This is a genomic window from Latilactobacillus sakei (assembly GCA_002953655.1).
In the GTDB taxonomy this organism is placed as follows: Bacteria; Bacillota; Bacilli; order Lactobacillales; family Lactobacillaceae; genus Latilactobacillus; species Latilactobacillus sakei_A.
In genome coordinates this window covers 1,066,604-1,086,174 of the sequence record CP025839.1, presented here as the reverse complement: position 1 = coordinate 1,086,174, position 19,571 = coordinate 1,066,604, and the positions used below count along the sequence as shown (strand labels likewise).

Sequence of the window (19,571 nt, the reverse complement as noted above, 5' to 3'; positions counted from 1 at the left end):
CTTATTTTTCGGCTTTTTCAGCACGTGGCCAGACTGGACGACCCCAATATTGGAATAAATCGGTCTGAATCCGACCATTATAAAGTTTACGCCGTTTTGTTGCACGTTGACCGTAAGATTCTTGGAATTGTAAATCACTGGTTAAAATGTATTTACTCCAAGTCTTCAACGAACGATAAGTATCGCCCATTTCTTTATACAATACTCGCGCTTGGGTTTGATCACTCAAACGTTTACCGTATGGTGGATTAGCGATAATGACACCATTTGTTAAATCGGTTTTAAAATCTTTAACAGCCAGTTGTTTGAACTGGATATCATGTAAGACGCCGGCTTCGTTAGCATTCAACTTAGCAATATCGACCATATTTTGGTCAATATCATAGCCGAAGATTTCAAGTTCTTGATCTGGTTTTTCTTGTGCTTTAGCATCAGCCTTCGCATCAGCTAAAACAGTAGTGTCAATCCAGTCAAAGTCTTCAAAGGCAAACTTACGGTGCATACCAGGCGCGATATTATGACCAATTAAGGCCGCTTCAATCGCAATGGTTCCTGAACCGGTCGTTGGATCAACAAACGGCATATCTGGTTGCCAACGACTGAGGAGAATTAATGAAGCCGCGAAGTTTTCCTTCAATGGCGCTTCCCCTTTTTCAAGACGGTAACCACGTTTGAATAAACTAGGACCAGTTGTATCTAAGCTAATTGTCACCATGTCTTTTAAGATGCTGACTTCTAGCGGATAGACAGAACCCGTTTCAGCCAAACGCGTCCGACGGTGATAAACAGTACTTAACTTATCAACAATCGCTTTTTTAGTGATGGCTTGGACATCTGGTTCACTATGGAGTGTTGAACGCACAGAACGACCAGCTACTGGGAAAGCAGCATCCAGTGGTAAATATTGGTCCCATGGCAAAGCTTTCACTTGTTCAAAAAGGTCATCGAACGTCTTTGCTTCGAATTGACCGATGGCAATCTTCACCCGATCGGCACTGCGTAACCAAAGGTTGGTCTTGGCGATATCTGCCAAATCCCCTTCGAAATAAACCCGACCGTTATCTGAACGCGTTTCGTAGCCTAAATTCTGTAGTTCTTTAGCCGTAATGGATTCGATACCACTTGCCATTGTAGCGTATAGTTGGTAAGTCATTTTTTAAAGATCCCCTTAGGAAATTATTTTTTAAATAAAAAGAGCTTGGGCAAAAGCCCAAGCCACCTGTTTGTAAACCTCTATAGGCCATGTTTTGTTCCAGAACTTCCCCAGGAAGAAAGTTCCTTCAGTAATCATCTATCTGTTCTTACGAACTCTCATTTTTAGTTCATTTCCATAAATGAGACGCCCCTACCAAAGTTTGGGTTACTCGCTCGCGGGGTTTACCTCGTTCCATCGTTTGGGTTTCCCCAAACGCTCCGTCACTGTGGCACTATTTAAGGATATTAACGCATGACCGAAGTTTTAGCGCTTTTTCCGCCGTTACCGTTAAGGTACCCTGGCTTATTGGGCCAGGCACGAACACTACAAGCATCTCAGCCTGTGCGGGCATGGACCTTCCTCAGCCTACTGATGTAGACCGCGATTACTCAAGATTTACAAATGTTAATCAATGTATATTATTATAGTACATCTTAAGCGATTTGTCTAATCAAATTGTGAATGATTTTGAACTCTTGTTTGAGCGGCACCATTTTGGTCGCTTAACTTAGCCCCAAATACGTGACGTTCAAGATTTGATAAACGTTTCAAAATATCATAGTTAGTTGCTGCTGAAGCCTGTTGTGGCTTGACTTCTTTAACACTGTCAGAAGCGCTCAGTTGACGATTAAGTTCTTCAACCTTGTTAAATAAGCGGGTATTATCGGCCGTTAAACGATCGATATTTTCTTGATAAGTTTGGTAATCTTTAATCACTAAATCTAAATAACCGTCGACTTCTTCAGGATCATAGCCGCGCATTTTTGACTTGAATTCTTTTTTCAAAATTTCAGTTGGGTTTAATTCGATTTCTAATTGATTATCCATTTTGACACCTCATTTATAATAAATATACCATAAATCCCATTATAGCAAAGTTATTAAAGTTATTAAAGAATTAAAAGCCTTAAAAAGCTTGATTCTCTAACTCCGCCAACTCGTTTGCTAAATCTTGCAGTTCAAAAAAATCGACCTGATTATTGGGATACTCATGTTGTTCTTGATAGGTCTCAATTGCTTTAGCATCGTATTCTGGTTTACCAGGTGCCTCACGATCATAGTACAATAATGCCCCATCCGTATGGGTCAGCATAAACTGTTGATATTGGCGCAACTGTTGGGGCCCAGAATACGGGGCTTTAATGACGGGTTCGCAAAAGTCGACCTGGGCTTTTAACGTCATCAACGTGCCCTGATTTTGTTCGTTCCACTGTTGACCAAAATCACTAAACGGTAGCATCATCGCAACCTTCAACTCAGGATAATCTATTTTAAGTTCTTGTGCAACTTGAATTCCCCACTGTTCGATACCCATCTGACCCCCGGTAATAAGCCATTCTAAGCCATCATCGAGGTAATTATTAAGTTGTTTTTTTAAAGAATATTTAATAACTTTAAGTTTCTCATCAGATTCGCCAAAAACACCGAGTTCATAGCTTCGATAGCCAGTTAACCATAGTCGTTTCAATTGTCAGTCCTCCACCTAATGATTTTAAATTTGAATGAATATTGCTATAATAGTTTCACAGGAGTGTGATTCTTGATGGCCTTTCATTATCCAAACGGACAGCCCTATTCAAATCATGAAACAAAACAGCCTAAAAAGCAAGGGCGACATACTAGTCCCACCACTTTATATGGTAAACGTGGTATGTCATTAGAAGAAGAAATCAACGATAGCAATCAGTACTATCGATTGCGTGATGCTGCAGTGATCTATAAGAAACCCACCCCTATTCAAATTGTTAAGGTTGATTACCCAGCGCGTAGTCAAGCCGTTATTAAAGAAGCCTATTTTAAGCAAGCTTCAACCACCGATTATAACGGTATCTATCAGGGACACTATGTGGATTTTGAAGCGAAGGAAACTAAGAATAAAACGTCATTTCCATTCCAAAACTTTCACCAACATCAAATTGATCATTTCAGAGCTTGCTTACAACAAGGTGGGGTTTGTTTTGTGATTATGAAGTTCGTCCCCTTGCAACGTTTATTTGTGTATCCGGCAAGTTTATTGATTACACAATGGGACAATCAAGCAACAGGTGGTCGAAAATCAATTCCACTAGCGGCGATTATTGCCGATGGGTTTGAAATTCAATACCAATTAAACCCAAGTATTCCCTATTTAGAGGCCGTCGATCAATTAATCGCACGCCACCACAAAGGAGTTTAAATTAACATGTCTGCCAATCAAACAGGTAACACGCGTGTCACAAGGCACCAAAAACCAACCCAAAAGCGTACTAAGTCGCTATTGGGCCGTATTATCAAATGGGGCTTATTAGCCCTCTTAGCACTAATTATCGCGGGGATTGGCTTATTTGCATATTATGCCAAAGATGCCCCGGAGATTACACAGGATAAATTGCAAAACGGCAATGCAAGTGTCCTTTATGACACTAACAACAAAGCCTTCAAACGATTAGGGGCTGCTAACCAGACTTATGCTAGCAGCGATCAAATCCCACAAACGTTAAAAGATGCTGTTGTTTCAATCGAAGATCGGCGCTTTTATAAGGAAAAGTTTGGGATTGATCCCGTCCGAATTGCATCGGCGGCCTTTTCTAATATTACGGGGCACTCTTCGCTAGGGCTACAAGGTGGGAGTACCTTAACACAACAATTAATTAAATTATCGGTCTTTTCAACGAAAAATAGTGATCAAACGCTCAAACGAAAAGCACAAGAAGCTTGGTTGGCGGTTCAAGTTGAACGGCAGTATTCTAAAGACCAGATTTTGGAATACTATATGAATAAGGTTTACTTGAATAATGGCGTTTATGGTATGCAAACTGCCGCTAAATACTATTACGATAAGACATTAAAACAATTGAGCCTCCCCCAATTAGCATTGATTGCTGGTATGCCACAGTCCCCTGCTAATTATGACCCCTATGCACATCCAGATCAGGCCAAGACGCGTCGTGATTTAGTACTCGATGCCTTGCAACGAAACAATAAGATTTCCGAAGCAGAAGCAACTGAAGCTAAGGCTGTTCCGATTAACACTGGTTTAGTCGCACAAAAATCTGAAACCAATGAATCAACGAACGCTAAAGCAACTGATGCCTATGTTAAAGAAGTGATTACAGATCTCAAGAAAAAAGGTTATGATCCTTACAAAGACGGCTTGAAGGTTTATACAAATATGGATATGGACGCGCAAAAGAAGTTATACGAGACTGTCAATGACGATACCACCGTCCAATTTCCAGATGATAAAATGCAAACAGCTGTCACGATTACTAATCCTAACAATGGTAAGATTGTCGCCATGATTGGTGGTCGTAAAACTGGTGATGTCCAATTAGGTTATAACCGAGCGGTTTCTTCCGGTCGTAGTAATGGGTCTTCTATGAAACCGATGATGGACTTTGCACCAGCGATTGAATATCTAAACTATTCAACCGCGCAAAAATTACAAGATACACCTTATATTTATCCAGGCACTAACATTCAACTTCATGATTTTGATAATCGTTACCTGGGCACAATTACGGCGCGTAATGCATTAGCTAATTCTCGAAACGTCCCCGCAATTCGCTTATTAGAAGATGTTGGCATGAACCGTGCACGTAAGTTTGTTAAGGGCTTAGGCATTACGATTCCTGAAGATACCGGGCTTGCCTACGGGATTGGTGGCAATGTTTCAACCTTAGAAGAATCAGCTGCCTACAGTGCTTTTGCCAATGGTGGGACATACTACAAACCAACTTACATCAATAAAGTTGAAACTGCGGACGGTGTTACCCATAATTATAATTCTGAAGGCTCGGACGCAATGAAAGACTCAACGGCCTACATGATGACTGATATGATGAAAGACGTTATCAAGAATGGCTCAGGGACATTAGCACAGATTCCTGGATTACACCAAGCTGGTAAGACTGGGACAACTGATTATTCAAGCGAAGAATTAGCTAAATCAGGACTCAGTTCAGACCTCGCGAAAGATAGTTGGTTTGCCGGCTACACGAAACATTACTCCATTACCGTTTGGACAGGTTACGATAAGCCGCTCGAAAATGGGTTAACCATGGAAGAACGAAACATTGCGGCTTACATTTACCGCGCAATGATGGTTTACCTCTCACAAAATGTTTCGAATACGGATTGGACGATGCCTAGCTCAGTTCAAGCTAAAACGATTGCTGGTGTTAAAGAACTCTTTGTTAAAGGTACGACCGCCGCAATTTCAGATGCTTCAACGAGCTCCTCATATTCATCAACCCATAGTGTCATCGAAACACCAACACCATCGATTTCGGTACAAAGCTCAAGTCAAAGTGTTCCCTCTTCTGAAAGCAGTGAATCAGTAAGTAGTAGCTCTGTTGAATCTAGTTCAAGTGTGTCATCGACACCAAGTGAACCATCTTCAACAGTAAGTTCTTCTTCTGAAGCCCCCGCTAGTTCGTCAAGTGCACCGACAACAAGTCAGTCGACGAGCCAACCATCAATAACAACCTCGCACTAATCAAATAGCCTGATTGTCGCTCTCTTAAGAGTTCGGACAATCAGGCTATTTTTTTCTTAAAATTACTAACGCCGTTAACCACGTTCTTGAAGTATTCGTTGCCCTGCCGGACAGATACTTAATAACGGACACTGATTACACTTGGGGTTCCGTGCTGTACAGACTTGCCGACCAAATAAAATTAATGTGTGGTGCGCTTGCACCCACTCTTTTTGGGGGAGCTTGGTTTGAAAGTCAGTTTCAATTTGGCGTACAGAGGCGTTTTCAGCACTAATCGTTAAGCGCTTGGCAATTCGACTAACATGCGTATCGACAGCAAACGATGGCACATTAAATGCATCGCCTAAAACAACATTAGCGGTCTTCCGACCAACACCGGCTAATTGCTCGAGTTCTGCGTGGGTTTGTGGGACTTCGCCACCAAAATCCGTGATTAACTGCTGACAACAAGTGCGGATATGTTTCGCTTTATTGTGATATAACCCAATTGAACGAATATCGGCTTCGATTGCGGTTAGATCTGCGGCCGCAAAACTGGCTGGGGTTGGGAAATGTTCAAATAGTTGGGGTGTTACTTTATTGACTGAGACATCGGTCGCTTGCGCACTTAACATCACCGCAATTAATAATTGAAACGGACTGTCCGCAATTAAGGCCCCTTTGGCATCGGGAATCAGGTCGTACAGTTGTGTCATGGCCCATCTGGTTTTTGCTTTTGATAACATGTTCAACTACCTCCCTTGTTAAATTAACGTCGTGGATGCGCCTTTTGATACGCTTGTAAATCTTCCTTAGTCTGAATATTTTGTTTTTGCCAATTCAATAGAATTTTATCGACATATTTAAGTGAATAAACTTGGTTTAAGACTGCTTCGCGGACTGCGAGCTGAATTAGTTCAGCTGAATAATGATCTAAATCCAACCAATTTGAGATAATTTCAGATTCAAGTGGCGACAATGGGCGCCCAAAGGTTTGCTCAATTTGGTTAAAGACGGACAGGCGTTGATTTGTTTCTTGCGAATTTAATGCTGCCTGATTTTGTTGGACAGCTAGGACACTGAGCTTGGACAATGCTGGTGTTAGATCATAATGATCAACTGGCTGGCCTTGTTCATTAACCGTTGAGTTCAACGTGATAATTTTCTTTTTAAGTAATTGATGGATTAACTCATAAATTTGCGTTGGTGCCAATCCCATCCGTTCACCAATCACCGCTAAGTCTGGAAAAGTATCCCCTTGGCTGGCAAAATCACTCAGTTGTAAATAAACAACCAGTTCGTCAGAAGACATTCTGAGCGTTTGGTAGTGTTGTAATAGTAAGCGCGACACGCTAAGCTGGCCGCCCTCTATAAATGCCGTTAATTCGTTCATATACTAGCCTTCTTTTTGAAAAATGATTACTTCTATTGTAACGGGTTTGGTGACAATAAAAAAGCATGTCAGTCAATAATTGACGACATGCTTTCAAAATTTAATTTATGGTTTAATTCTGTTAATCATTCGTGGGAATGGAATAGCTTCACGTAAATGATCGATACCACAAATCCATGTGATGGCGCGTTCAAGTCCTAAACCGAAACCAGAATGTGGCACTGAGCCGTAACGACGTAAATCTAGGTACCATTGATATTCTTCAATATCTAAGCCCATTGCTTTGATTTCAGCTTCTAATTTATCGAAGTCAGTTTCACGTTCACTACCACCGATAATTTCACCGTAACCTTCTGGTGCTAGTAAATCAGCACATAAGTAGACATCATCACGTGTTGGATGTGGCTTCATGTAGAAAGGTTTGATGGCTTTAGGGTAGTTTAAAATGAAGACTGGTTGTTCGAATTGATCAGATAAGTAAGTTTCATCTGGTGCACCGAAATCATCGCCCCATTTAATATCGAAGTCAGCTGCTTGTAACATTTCAACAGCCTTATCGTATGAAATACGTGGGTATGGTGTTTGTGTGTACTTCTTCAATTGGTCAATATCACGGTCCAATAATTTTAATTCATAGGCACAGTGATCGATAACGTTTTGAACAAGGTAAGCCACGTATTTTTCTTGGACTTCAAGACTTTCATCTTGTTCCATGAAGGCCATTTCTGGTTCAATCATCCAGAATTCAGTCAAATGACGACGTGTTTTTGATTTTTCAGCACGGAAAACAGGTCCGAAGGTAAAGACTTTACCAAAGGCCATTGCACCAGCTTCTGCGTATAATTGACCACTTTGGGTCAAATAAGCATCGTTGTCGAAGTATTCGATGTGGAATAATTCGGTGGTACCTTCAGGGGCGCTACCCGTCAAGATTGGTGGATCCATCTTGATGAAGCCTTCTTGGTTGAAGAATTCATAAGAAGCGCGGATGATTTCATTTCTAATCTTCATGATCGCAAATGGGCGTTTTGAACGTAACCATAAGTGACGATGATCTAATAAGAATTCGATCCCATGTTCCTTAGGTGTAATTGGGTATTCACTACTGTCACCAATTAATTCAATGTCTGAGACTTCAATTTCATAACCAAAATGTGAACGGGTATCTTCATGAATCACACCTGTAATCCACATACTTGATTCTTGTTTAACCTCTTTAGCCAATTGGAAGACTTCTTCACTCACTTGGCTCTTGACAACTACCCCTTGGAAGAAGGCTGTGCCATCGCGCAATTGTAAGAATGAAATCTTACCGCTTGAACGCTTATCGGTTAACCAAACGCCGATTTTGACTTCTTCATCGACATGGTCTTTAGCGTCAATAATACTGATTTTTTTAACCATATACTCTGTCTCCTTATGCTGACTTAATTTAACTTAAACAGTTCAAAATAACTGATAATTATCATTATATAACAAAACACTGACGACAACAGCCCCAATTAGCAAAAGTCCTAGATATTTTCAATTAATTGGGTGGTATTACCTGTTTTGAAATCAAGTGTTAAATAACAAAGACGGCCATTGTCGCTGCGGTAAACAACTTCCCAAACAGGTTTACCCTTATAAAAACCAAAGTTAATATTGAGGACCTTTTGGGGGTTCTTAGTGGCCCAAGTCTTTTTAAGGGCTTCATTTTTAGTCATCCCTTTTGATTGACGATATATGGTCACATGGTTGCCTTTTTCGTTAATTAACACATAAATGCCGTTTTGATTTTTATCTTGGCCACTGACTGTATAGTACGTGCCATTGCGATGGTACGTGTAGAAGCCATCTGGATTTTCTAGTTTAGCGTATTTCTTAGCAATCTTGGTTGCCTTCGCTTCTGCGGTGACCTCCGGTGAGCGCGCTTGGTGGTAGACAAAAAACATTGCGCCCATCAAGACTACTAATAAAAATACCCATATCCATCTTTTATATTTACGCACGGCGCATTCTCTCCTTGCTACATTGAATAGCTTTATTATAGCAAAAAACAAGTTTTGCTACGGTTAAATCATAGAACTTAGTCAGAATTTAACCAAAATAAATCACTAAGCTCTCGAATTGTCTGCACAGGGGCCGCTTTTTGCGGCAAACTTGCTGGTAAAGCGCGGCGCATCTGTTGCCCATATTGCGTTGTCAACAAGCGTGGATCTAAACAAATAAACAAGCCTCGATCATTGGGCGTTCGAATCAAGCGGCCAAATGATTGCCGCAAGCGAATCGTTGCTTTAGGCAATGCTTCTGCCTTAAAAGGATTAATCCCTTGGGCTGATAACTGTGCATAACGGACACGTGTCTGCAATGCATTAGGTGCATCAAACGGTAATTGGACTAAAATAACCATTTCCAGGGCGGCCTCTGGGAAATCAACCCCCGAGACAAAGCTACTAGTTGCCAGTAAGACCGAATCATGTCCCAACATGAACCGCTTAGTAATTTTTTCGGCACTGCCGGTAATCCCTTGGGCCAATACTTCACGATCGAGAGATAACCCAGCGCGACCTAACGCGTAATAAACCTGCTCCAATGTTTGGTTAGCATTAAACAAAATAAGGGTTTGATGCGGATTATCGGCAATTAAAGTCATCACTTGCATTGCTACTTGTTGATGGTATTCGCTAGGAGTTAATTCTTTTTGAACCGGACCGTCTTCTGCAATATAAAAACGGGCTTGTTGTTTAAAGCGGAACGGACTTCTTAACTTCTTAGTTTGTAAGGCTTGTTCTTCAGTGAAACCAAATTCACGCTTTAAATAGTCGAAATGACCATTAACCGCTAACGTGGCGCCGGTTAATGTAACAGGTTCAAAATGGCTTAACACTTGTTGCATTTGGGGCCCCGCGGATACTAATTGCCAGTGCAATTTAAATTGTGGTAACTGGCTTGGTTGACTAGGACGTGTAATCTGGATCGCCAACGCATGGCGTTCCTGCGGTTTCGTCGCAATGAATAGTTGTTCAAAGCGTTGATAATGATCAACATCTGCTAATAGGAGATTGAGTTCATTTTCAAAAGATTGCCAAATTACTAAATCAGATTCGGTATAACGTGCCAATTGCTCTTCAAGAGCATAGCGTAACGCCAAAAAATGATCTTGGATCGTCAACAATTCCCGATTTAACTGGCCAAACTCACGCTGGCTAGCATTAACGAATTGAATGACTTCGTCTGGATTCAAATACCGTTCACTAAAGGTTTGCCCGTCTGTCGGTTCATCCGGTTTAAACTGTTCCGTTAGATAAGTTTCTAAATGTGTTAAAGTCCGGGTTAGCTTACCCAATGTTTTATGCAATAACTTCAATGAACGATTTTGTGGTGTTTCCGCCGGAAATAGTCGGACTAAATTATTGGTTTGCGCACTTGTCGTATACTGCAGTCCTTTTTGGGCCCAAAATTGCCAACTGGACAACGACCATGTCTCTTGTGAAATGGTCTGCACATTAAACACCATGTTTTGAGCTTCATCTAAAACCAAGTAAGGTTTCGGTCCCCAAATTTGTTGTTCATCCGCGTGACTTGCCAAATAAGCATGATTGGTCACCAATAATTCGGCTTGCTGCTGCCGATGTGTCAATCGTCTCAGGAAGTCTTCGTGATAAAACGGTGCTTGGGGATTCAAACTAGCTAGGCCTCGATGTTGAATGCTGACAAAAAATGGGGTTCGATAACTCGTCAAATTAAGTTCATCTAAATCACCAGTTGTTGTTTGCGTTAGCCAAACTAAAATTTTCATCTGCAATAACCGAATCATCCGATTTTTATGGGGTAACCGCAATGATAATTCAAAGCGATGTAAATCAATGTAATGACTCGCACTTTTGACTACCGCCGCATTGATTTGCCGACCGACCAAGCGTTCTAATAGTGGTTTAGCCTGAGTTAGGATTTGCTCTTGCAATAGCGTCGTTGAGGTCGCAACTACTAATTTATGGTCCCGCGACATTCGATAACTATAAGGTAATAGATAACCAATTGTTTTTCCTAACCCAGTGGCTGCTTCAATCAATAATGGCTCCGGCGTTTCAGACTCGAAATTAGCATGGATTAAATCCATCATCGTTGCCTGTGCTTTACGCCATTTCAAATGGGGCTTTAAAAGCCGTTTCTTGTCAGCTTCAGTTACGGGATACTGGGCCGCATAGCTCGAACCTGGATAAATTTCGAAATCAACCGGTGCTGGTTTACGAAGTGCAATCTCCTCTTGAATTAACAATTCGTTAGGCAGTGGCTGCGATTTTTCACGCATCTGTTGGGCTGTATCGGTAAAGAAATCACCGGTTTGCCGTAATAAGCCCTCACCGAGTTCACTTAGACGATTGAGGGTCACAGATGGCAAAGCCTGCAAGCGGGCGCTCAACTTCAAGAAGAGTTTAGCCGTTACAAGTGCATCACTGTCCGCTTGGTGGGGATTATCATGTTCAATCTCTAAGAGTTGCGTTAAATCTTGTAATCGATAACTAGGCGCTTCGGGTAAGATAATTTGGGCCAATTCAACTGTATCAATCCCAGCTAAGTCTAATGGTTGTAGGCCAACGCGCTTTAATTCGCCATTTAAAAATGGTAAATCAAAATTAATATTATGGGCCACAAAAACAGTGCCAGATAAAATTTCAACTAATGTGGGCGCTAAATCTTCAAAGATTGGGGCTAACTCTAACTGATCAGCCGTAATGTGCGTCAAATGTTGAATTTTAGTTGGTACATCGCGTAGTGGATTCACATCTTGTGAAATGGTTTGAATAATTTTGCCGTTTTGAACAAGGGCACAACCAAATTGAATGATGCGGTCCCCATCTTTAATGTTCGTTCCCGTTGTCTCCAAATCAACAACGGCATAAATAGTCTCTCGGTTCATGCTGTCACCAATACTTTACTCATAATTAATGTTAATCATACTATGAATGGCGCTGATAAACCAGTCTAGTTAATCTCAACCAGCTTCCCAATTGACAATAAATAGAGATATTTATGCGTCACTGGCTTTTGGACAATCTGATTTAAAGCAGCGCTATAGAGGTTAATCTGGCCAGCATAGCGGGTCTTAACGCGTTCAATCGCCGCTTCTTGATCACTCGGGTCAATAAAGTCGGTTTTGTAATCAAATAAATAACAATCGTCGTCAATCAATAAGTAACCATCCATAATCCCATGAATTAAGACATGATCGTCATCTATGGGACGAATCCCTTCAAAAATCGTTTCTGCCGGTAATAACAACGAAAATGGTACTTCTCGCTTAACCGCTTCAGGATGCGCTAATAATTGCTGACCTAAGTCGCTTTCAAAGAAGGTCAATAGATGATTGAGATTAATTTTAGCCGCAACATTGGCCGTTAAACTATGCTGTAAAACAAGCCGATCGACAAGGGCTTGCAAACTCGCTAGTGTGACTGGTTGCGTTAAATCAATTTCTTGCAAGACCAGATGTGTTGCCGTCCCCACTTCTGCCGCCGTTGGTTGTTGCACAGTTTGTAAAAATTGCGGTTGTGCTAAACTATCCGTCACGTAACGATTAGCTTGACGCGGCTGATCAGCAGCTAAATCTAATTGCCCTAAGCCCATATTATCAGGATCTTCAAAAAGACGTTTGACTTCCGATACCGATTGATAAGCCGTCGTTTGGGTGGCAACATTGGCGGGATACTTAAAGGTTAATTGTTCAGCAATTGCAGTTGCTGTTTCATTGTTTAAATCAATCGCTTGAAGCGCCTGTTGCTGTTGTTGTCCCCAGTCTTGATCATTATGCAGGCTACCTGGTATTTCACCAAGTAAGGTTTCATTAGTCATGATTAACTTAAACTCAGTTTGATCACCACCTAAAGCCAGTAGTGGCTCATAATCATCAGTCCAGTCTTTAGCTTGTGGGTGGCGAATTAAACTGAGACCAATCCAATCCAATAAACTAGTGGCATCATTCCGGACATTATCATCTAATATTTGATGGGTACTGTTTTGTCCCTTTTGCCACTGCTTCATCAGTTGGGCCTGATTATCACAGTGTCCGACGATGATTAACCGTTGTTCTGCGCGTGTCAAAGCAACGTACAGTTTTCGCATTTCTTCTGCTCGTAATTTTTTTCGCTTTTGGGCGGTAATGGCCAATTCTGGTAACGTTGGCACTTTCAACCGCTTTTGGTCATCTAAATAAACGACCCCTAAACCACCATGATTATCCAAAACGTATGAGCGTTGTAAATCCTGTTGATTAAAGCGGCGACTCGTATCAATTAAAAAAACGACGGGAAATTCAAGTCCCTTACTCCCGTGAATAGTCATGACCGAAATGGCGTCTTGATTTTCTAAGCTTGTTGGTTGTGCTAAATCTTTATCTTGTTTTTGGAGGCGTTCAATAAATTGAATGAATTGGAAAAGCCCTTTAAATCCATTTTCTTCATATGCTGTGGCGCGTTCATAAAGCGCGTGTAAGTTAGCTTGGCGTTGGCGCCCAGCTGGCATCCCCCCGACATAATCTAAAAAGCCGGTCTCTTGGTAGATCGTCCAAATTAAGTCAACAATCGGTTGTTGACGCGCAATGGTTCTAAATGACGTCAATAATTGCATAAAGTGCGTCAACTTCTGCATGACTTGTTGGCCTAAGTGACCGACTTTTTGTTCGTTATACTGATTAATGAAGTTAAAGACTGCTTGATAATAATCATCCGTCTTATCATTAATTCGAATTAATGCCAATTCATTTTCGGTTAACCCGACAATTGGCGAGCGTAAAACACTGACCAGTGGAATATCTTGGTTGGGATTATCAATCACCTGGAGCAGGGATAACATAATTTGGACTTCGGTTGTTTGGAAATAATTTTGCGCATCTTTAATTACAACTGGTAACCCGAACCGTTTAAAATAATCTAAGATAAACAAATTATTACCACGAGTGGGGGCTAGTAAAACGATATCCCGATATTCAATCGGCCGCATTTTTTCGAGTTTCTTATCCCAAATCGTTTCTCCATTAGTTATCATGGCTTGAATCCGTTTAGCCACTGCAACAATTTGCCCCTCACTCTTATCCAATTGCGGTTTGGCGACTGCGGTTTCTGGCTTAGTCTCATAAAGCAAGAGTTCGGTTGGTGCGGTTGGCTGCTGATCAGGATAGTAGCGAGCACCATATTGCAAGGCGGCATTGTCGTCGTAGTCTAACTCACCAAGATTTTCGTCCATCAATTGTTTAAAAATCAGATTGGTAAAGTCATCGATATTACGGCGTGAACGGAAATTTTCAGCTAAAATGATCCGTTCACTATCACGTTCAGTTTCCGTGACACCAAATTCGTTATACTTATTCTTAAATAAGCTCGGATCGGCCAATCGGAAAGCATAAATTGACTGCTTAACATCTCCGACCATGAAGAGATTGCGCGGATGATCAGAAGTGACTTTTTGGATAATCGTTTCTTGAAGCGGATTCGTATCTTGGTATTCATCGACTAATACTTCGCTAAATTTTTGTTGATAAAAGGCCCTTGCTGGTGAATCTTCTGCCGATAAAATTGTCAGACAGAGTTGTTCTAAATCACTAAAGTCCAATAAATGGCGTCGTTCTTTTTCGGCTTGAAAGGCTTCTCTGAAAGTTAACGTGACGCGCACCAATTTTTGAACCAACTGGCCAGCTTGGCGCTGAATATTAGTGGTGGTTGCTTCATCAAACACAAAATAAGTGTCTAATAACGTTTGGATTTTCTTTTTGACATCATCTAAATCGGCTTTCAGCCGGTCTTTATTAATTTGTTCATCAGGCTCCAATTTCTTAGTGCGTTTAGCAGGCCCCAGCTGGGCATCCGTTAGTTGTTGGCGCCATGCTTGCCAATTTAACGTTTTGGCATCTGCTTTGATTTGTGTTAAGGCTGCTTGCGTAGTGGTAATTTGAGGCGCATAAACCATCAGATTTTCGCTAGTTTGACTGAGCTGTTCAGCTTCTTGTAAAGCTTCTAAGCATTCGGTGAGTGTTTGCTGTAATATCGGTAATATTTTTTCTTGGAAATAGCGACTGGCAGTCAAACCAGTCTCATCAACAGCATAGCTTTTGGGTAGTTCGTTTAACCATTTAACCGGGTTCGGATTGGCATTTGCAAAATCGAGCAACTCAAAAACAATGTCGGTTAGACCGTCATCGTTACGATCGTTCGAGAAATTTTGGGCCAATTCGTAAAATAAGGTGTCTTGGGTGCCCTTTTCAACATACTCGTGGCTGTAGAATGCTTCTCTCACCCGTTGCCATACTTGATCCGCTAATAGAAGGCGTTCTGCGGTATCACTTAATAAGCGAAAAACAGGATCACGGTCAATCACGTAATAAAATTGTTTAATGACTTTTAAACAAAAAGCATGCAGCGTACTGATTTGTGCGGTTGGCACGAGACTCAGTTGTTGCCGTAAACGTTGTTTAACAGCTGGCTCGGTCGCTTTCTCGCTAGCATCGCGTAGTGCGGCTTGAATCCGTTGGCGCATTTCAGTAGCAGCGGCTTCCGTAAAAGTCACAACAAGCAAGGTGTCGACATCGGTGCCTTTTAAGATTTTCTGGATGACCCGGGCAACCAAGACGGATGTCTTCCCTGAACCAGCTGATGCGGATACTAAAATATCGTGGCCGTCATGATTGACAGCCGCTTGCTGTGAAGGTGTAAATTGCGGGTTACTCAAGATTGCCATCTCCTTTTTTACTCATTAAGCGTTCAAGAACTGCTTTTTCGTCTAGTGCTTCTAGTTGGCGATAGTTATTTTCCGGTAACATCGCATCAAATTGGAAAATCGACTTAAAAGGCGACAAGGTTAAGGCATTCGTTCGATCTGGACGCATAATCGGATTTAATGCTGTTTCCCCAGCAAAAATCGCTCGGCCCGCTTCTTTGATTAATTCTTCGTTGTGCGCCATCAATAAATCGAGTTGATCTAGCGTCACCAGTTGTTTAGAACTAAATTTACCGCTCTTTAACTTACTGAAGGCAAATAACGGTGATTGCCCGTTAACAAGCGTCGTATCGAGATTTTCGAGTAATTCCTCATCATTGACAATGAGCCCATTGTATTTAAATTGATCTAATAACATTTGATCGAACTCGCCCTTTTGTAATTGCCCCATTTTTTTCTTAGTTAGTTGCTTGAGGGTCAATGTTGGATTCTTCAAATGTAAGTAAAAAGCGCCGGCCGGTTTTACCGCACTATTGGCCGGCAAAATAGCCTGTTGATCTTGCAAAACTGTTTCAAGATAGGTCAACATCTGCAGGGCCAACCCGTAATAAGCATCCCGGAAATTAAAACTATGTTGACTAGATTTATAATCAACAATCCCTAAGTAAGGTTGGTTATTAATCGTCAATTGATCAATCCGGTCAATCTTTCCTCGGACCTTTACTTCACGATGATTGTCTAACATGAAGTTTAACCCTTGGAGCCCTTTTTCGGCACCGACTTGGCCAAATAAGACTTCGGTCGCTAACGGCCGTAAGTTAGTTGAAAGACTCTGATTACGAAGCGCTAGGCTGACGCGTTTAACAGTTTGCGTTAATTGCTGACGAATATAGCCCATCCGCGCCGTTTTATTGAGAATCTTAAACTCGGGTTGCTCATAGGTTTTAGCCAAGACTTCACTGACAAGCTTATCAATTTGCTGATCATCCAATTCTGGCAGGGCAATTTGTTGGCCTTGAATCAGCTTAATAAAGCGATCCATCACTTCGTGGTAAAAGTTCCCGGTATTAGCCGGTGTTAATTCAAAAACAGGCCGTTCTTGTAATTTCAAACCGTATTTCAAGAAGTAAGCGTACTGATTTTGATAGAACTCTTCTAGTTTTGAAATCGATGTGTGGATTTCATTGCCGTATAAACCAGTGACAATTTCCGGTGTCAAGCGCTCTGGCTCATTACGATAATTGAGACTTTGGAATAATTGCGTTGTTAAGAACTGACTTTGCGGTGCTTGTTGCAAGAGTCGATAGGTCGTTAACCACTGTTTCGGAATCAATGCTTGATTTTCTTGCGCTTGTCGACTGACTTGAATGAGATCACTTAACAAGCTACGCCATGATCCTCGGGGGATTTCTGTGGTTTGTAATGCTGGTTCAGCCGTGACCTTTTGAACGGTCAAATTAAAATAATTTCTAATGCGTTCAACATAAGGTGACATTTTGAAAGTTGTTCCCTCACCATTGCCTAATGGATACGTAAAATAAACCGCGGTTTGACTACTTAAAAAAGCGAGGTAGTTCAAGTAAGGTTCAGCGTTCATTTTACCGACACTAGATTCGTTTAATAACGGCGTGGCTTGCCCTTCATTATCCAACAATCGCTGACGATCCTGATCAGTTAGTAATGCCGTATTCTCAATTTGATCAGGCATAACTTGATCAGTCGACCCAATCATAAAGGTGATCTGACGTTGCTTGGTCTGGACCATTCCGGATTCTGAGAGAACCACTTGGTCAAGTGTTGAGGGAATCTGTGCATATTGAGCTGCCGCAAAACCGGCCGAAAGAAGTTGCTTAAATTCATTTAACCGGTCGGTATCTTCTTCTTCAAACGAAACGTCTCCTAACAAGGTGACATAGTCATCAAGCATTTGTATAAAGGTCGACCACGTCTGCTCCGGTTGCCCGGCTTGCGCCACATGATTGGCAGCCAATGCTTGGTCCCGCCAATTTAATAGTTGGCGATCAACGCCTTGGTCAATCAAAAATTGATAGAGTACTTGGGCCACTTGGCGCCCCGTTTTGGCTGCTTTCAGTGCACGATAAAACGGGGGCAAAATTGTCTGTACATAGCGCCGAATACCATTAATGCGTTCCGTTAAGGCTTCATCTTGAGTCGTGCGCGTGCCTTCTTGATAAGAACCGAAACGATAAAATTGCCAATCTAAATCACTTAACCAATCTTTACCTTCATAGCCATTTTTTAGAATTAAATTTTCACAGAGATCTAAATCAGCCCTAAAATCGGTGATCGACATCCCTTTAGGAATTAACAATTCGGTTTTTAATAAGGCCATGACGTCTTCGTACCGGTAAAAATGCAGGTTAACATCCAATAATTTCTCCAATAGTGATACTAAGGGATGGGCTGCCATTGTTTGTGGTAAATCACAGAAGTACGGAATCTCATATTCCGTTAAAATCGGGGCTATCATCGTTTGATATGGTGCTAAGTGACGCGTCAAAATTAAGAAATCCTGGTAGCGATAACGGCCAGTTTGGACTAAGCGCCGGATTTCACGAGCCACATAGCGCAACTCTGCATAGCGATTTTCAGCAGCCACAACGTGCAAATGCTCAGTAACCGGCACGGGGCTTAGTTTTCGATTACCGGAGCTTTCAGAATTAATCCAAAATTGATCAAGCGCTGCTAAAGCTGGCGATAATCGCTGCTTGGCCGCCATTTGATCCACCATGACTGGTACAGCATTCAAGCGTGCTTGTTGATATAAATTATAGTAGGTCCGCCCAGCTTGAAAGAAGAAATTTAGACCATCAGGTTGCTGATTAGGGTAAGCCCGATCTAAGATAAGCGCAATTTGCACTTCTGCTTGTTGCATCAAGGTGGTTAATAATGCCTGTTCTTGTGCTGTAAATTGTGCAAAGCCTTCCACATAAAAATGACAATCTGTTAGTGATTGTTGCTGCAAAAAGATGGTCAAGGCATCAATTAACGCGGTATTTTCAATAAACCGTTTTTGCATGGCCGCTTCAAAAGCGGTCGCAATAATGGTTAAATCATGTAATTTTTTAGCAAGTTCAACTTGTTGGCCACCGAGCTTTTCCGCCATCACGGTTAAATCTTCTGGGGTGATACAACCAATCTTAAGTTCAAGTAATTGTTTCGTTAATTGGGCCACAAAGCCGGTATGTCTGACTTCACCACGGAATAATTGCAGTTGGTCTTGATGTTCTTGCAGTAGCCGAAAAACTAACATATTTAAGCCGGCCGTCGAGATACGTGGAATTTGGTAATACGGCGTGTTTTTCATAAAATACCAAGCTAATCGCGTCAATGAAAAAACTTGAATTTGAGAAGCTGCGACGTAATCATTTTCATCTGACTTGAGTGCTTCTAAAATCGAGACTTCTGATTCGAATTTAATGTGGTTTGGTACTAAATAAAAAAAGCGTTCTTGTGGCTTTTCTTGAAAAGTAGCCTTCAGGTTAGTGACGAGTGCTTGGTGGTGATCATAACTTGCGGTTCCTAGAATAAATTTTAAGCTCATTATTACCACTCCTTTGGGCTAATTTTACCATAAAATCACCTGGTTTTATGCTGTGACTTATTATGACAGCAACCTATAAAAAACTTTAAAGTTCACAATTAAGATGGCTATTTCAAGCATCGTTCTGGTAAAATGATAGCTTCGAGGTCAATCATCACTAGCTACTAGTGTTTTAAATAGTTTTCACTATTTGCGGACTGTTTGTGGCAGTCACTTTTAAATTGCAGTATAGTAGTAACAGTATGATTAAGTTCAGAAATTGATGATTAAG

Annotated in this window: 12 protein-coding genes and 1 other RNA gene; 2 read left to right on the top strand and 11 right to left on the bottom strand. The window is 41.4% G+C overall.

Annotated elements, in window-relative coordinates:
* Nucleotide 1: 1 nt before the first annotated feature.
* From C0213_05385 to C0213_05370, 4 genes are all read right to left on the bottom strand, one after another.
* Entirely contained in the window at nucleotides 2-1,153 is a 1,152-nt protein-coding gene (locus C0213_05385; protein ID AUX11865.1) for an RNA methyltransferase, read from the bottom strand.
* Nucleotides 1,154-1,231: 78 nt separating this feature from the next.
* Nucleotides 1,232-1,592: RNase P RNA component class B (rnpB, locus tag C0213_05380), an RNA gene on the bottom strand.
* A gap of 50 nt (nucleotides 1,593-1,642) precedes the next feature.
* A complete protein-coding gene (locus tag C0213_05375) occupies nucleotides 1,643-2,023 on the bottom strand; it encodes a cell division regulator GpsB (GenBank protein ID AUX11864.1) in 381 nt (126 codons plus the stop codon).
* 79 nt (nucleotides 2,024-2,102) lie between these two features.
* Nucleotides 2,103-2,663, bottom strand: coding sequence for a hypothetical protein (locus C0213_05370; protein AUX11863.1), 561 nt, complete (start codon nucleotides 2,661-2,663; stop codon nucleotides 2,103-2,105).
* 75 nt (nucleotides 2,664-2,738) lie between these two features.
* Between C0213_05370 and recU the strand changes: the two genes are divergently transcribed.
* Together recU and C0213_05360 are read left to right on the top strand one after the other, a co-directional pair.
* Entirely contained in the window at nucleotides 2,739-3,371 is a 633-nt protein-coding gene (recU, locus tag C0213_05365) for a Holliday junction resolvase RecU (GenBank protein AUX11862.1), read from the top strand.
* 6 nt (nucleotides 3,372-3,377) lie between these two features.
* On the top strand, nucleotides 3,378-5,672 hold the full coding sequence (locus C0213_05360; protein AUX11861.1) for a penicillin-binding protein: 2,295 nt from the start codon (nucleotides 3,378-3,380) through the stop codon (nucleotides 5,670-5,672).
* Nucleotides 5,673-5,746: 74 nt separating this feature from the next.
* Here C0213_05360 and nth read toward each other — a convergent pair whose 3' ends face one another.
* The 7 genes from nth to C0213_05325 form a co-directional block, all read right to left on the bottom strand.
* Nucleotides 5,747-6,397: an endonuclease III gene (gene nth / locus C0213_05355; GenBank protein AUX11860.1), complete on the bottom strand. Its 651-nt coding sequence runs from the start codon at nucleotides 6,395-6,397 to the stop codon at nucleotides 5,747-5,749.
* A gap of 23 nt (nucleotides 6,398-6,420) precedes the next feature.
* Nucleotides 6,421-7,044 (bottom strand): DnaD domain protein, encoded by a 624-nt coding sequence (locus tag C0213_05350; protein AUX11859.1) that lies wholly within the window; start codon nucleotides 7,042-7,044, stop codon nucleotides 6,421-6,423.
* A gap of 105 nt (nucleotides 7,045-7,149) precedes the next feature.
* A complete protein-coding gene (locus C0213_05345; protein AUX11858.1) occupies nucleotides 7,150-8,448 on the bottom strand; it encodes an asparagine--tRNA ligase in 1,299 nt (432 codons plus the stop codon).
* A gap of 110 nt (nucleotides 8,449-8,558) precedes the next feature.
* Entirely contained in the window at nucleotides 8,559-9,035 is a 477-nt protein-coding gene (locus C0213_05340) for a peptidase (GenBank protein ID AUX11857.1), read from the bottom strand.
* Nucleotides 9,036-9,112: 77 nt separating this feature from the next.
* Complete coding sequence (locus tag C0213_05335; protein AUX11856.1) at nucleotides 9,113-11,947, bottom strand: ATP-dependent helicase; 2,835 nt, start codon at nucleotides 11,945-11,947, stop codon at nucleotides 9,113-9,115.
* A gap of 65 nt (nucleotides 11,948-12,012) precedes the next feature.
* Nucleotides 12,013-15,756: a helicase-exonuclease AddAB subunit AddA gene (addA, locus tag C0213_05330; GenBank protein AUX11855.1), complete on the bottom strand. Its 3,744-nt coding sequence runs from the start codon at nucleotides 15,754-15,756 to the stop codon at nucleotides 12,013-12,015.
* Nucleotides 15,740-19,300: an ATP-dependent helicase gene (locus tag C0213_05325; protein ID AUX11854.1), complete on the bottom strand. Its 3,561-nt coding sequence runs from the start codon at nucleotides 19,298-19,300 to the stop codon at nucleotides 15,740-15,742. The genes addA and C0213_05325 overlap by 17 nt, the downstream gene beginning before the upstream one ends.
* Nucleotides 19,301-19,571 lie beyond the last annotated feature (271 nt).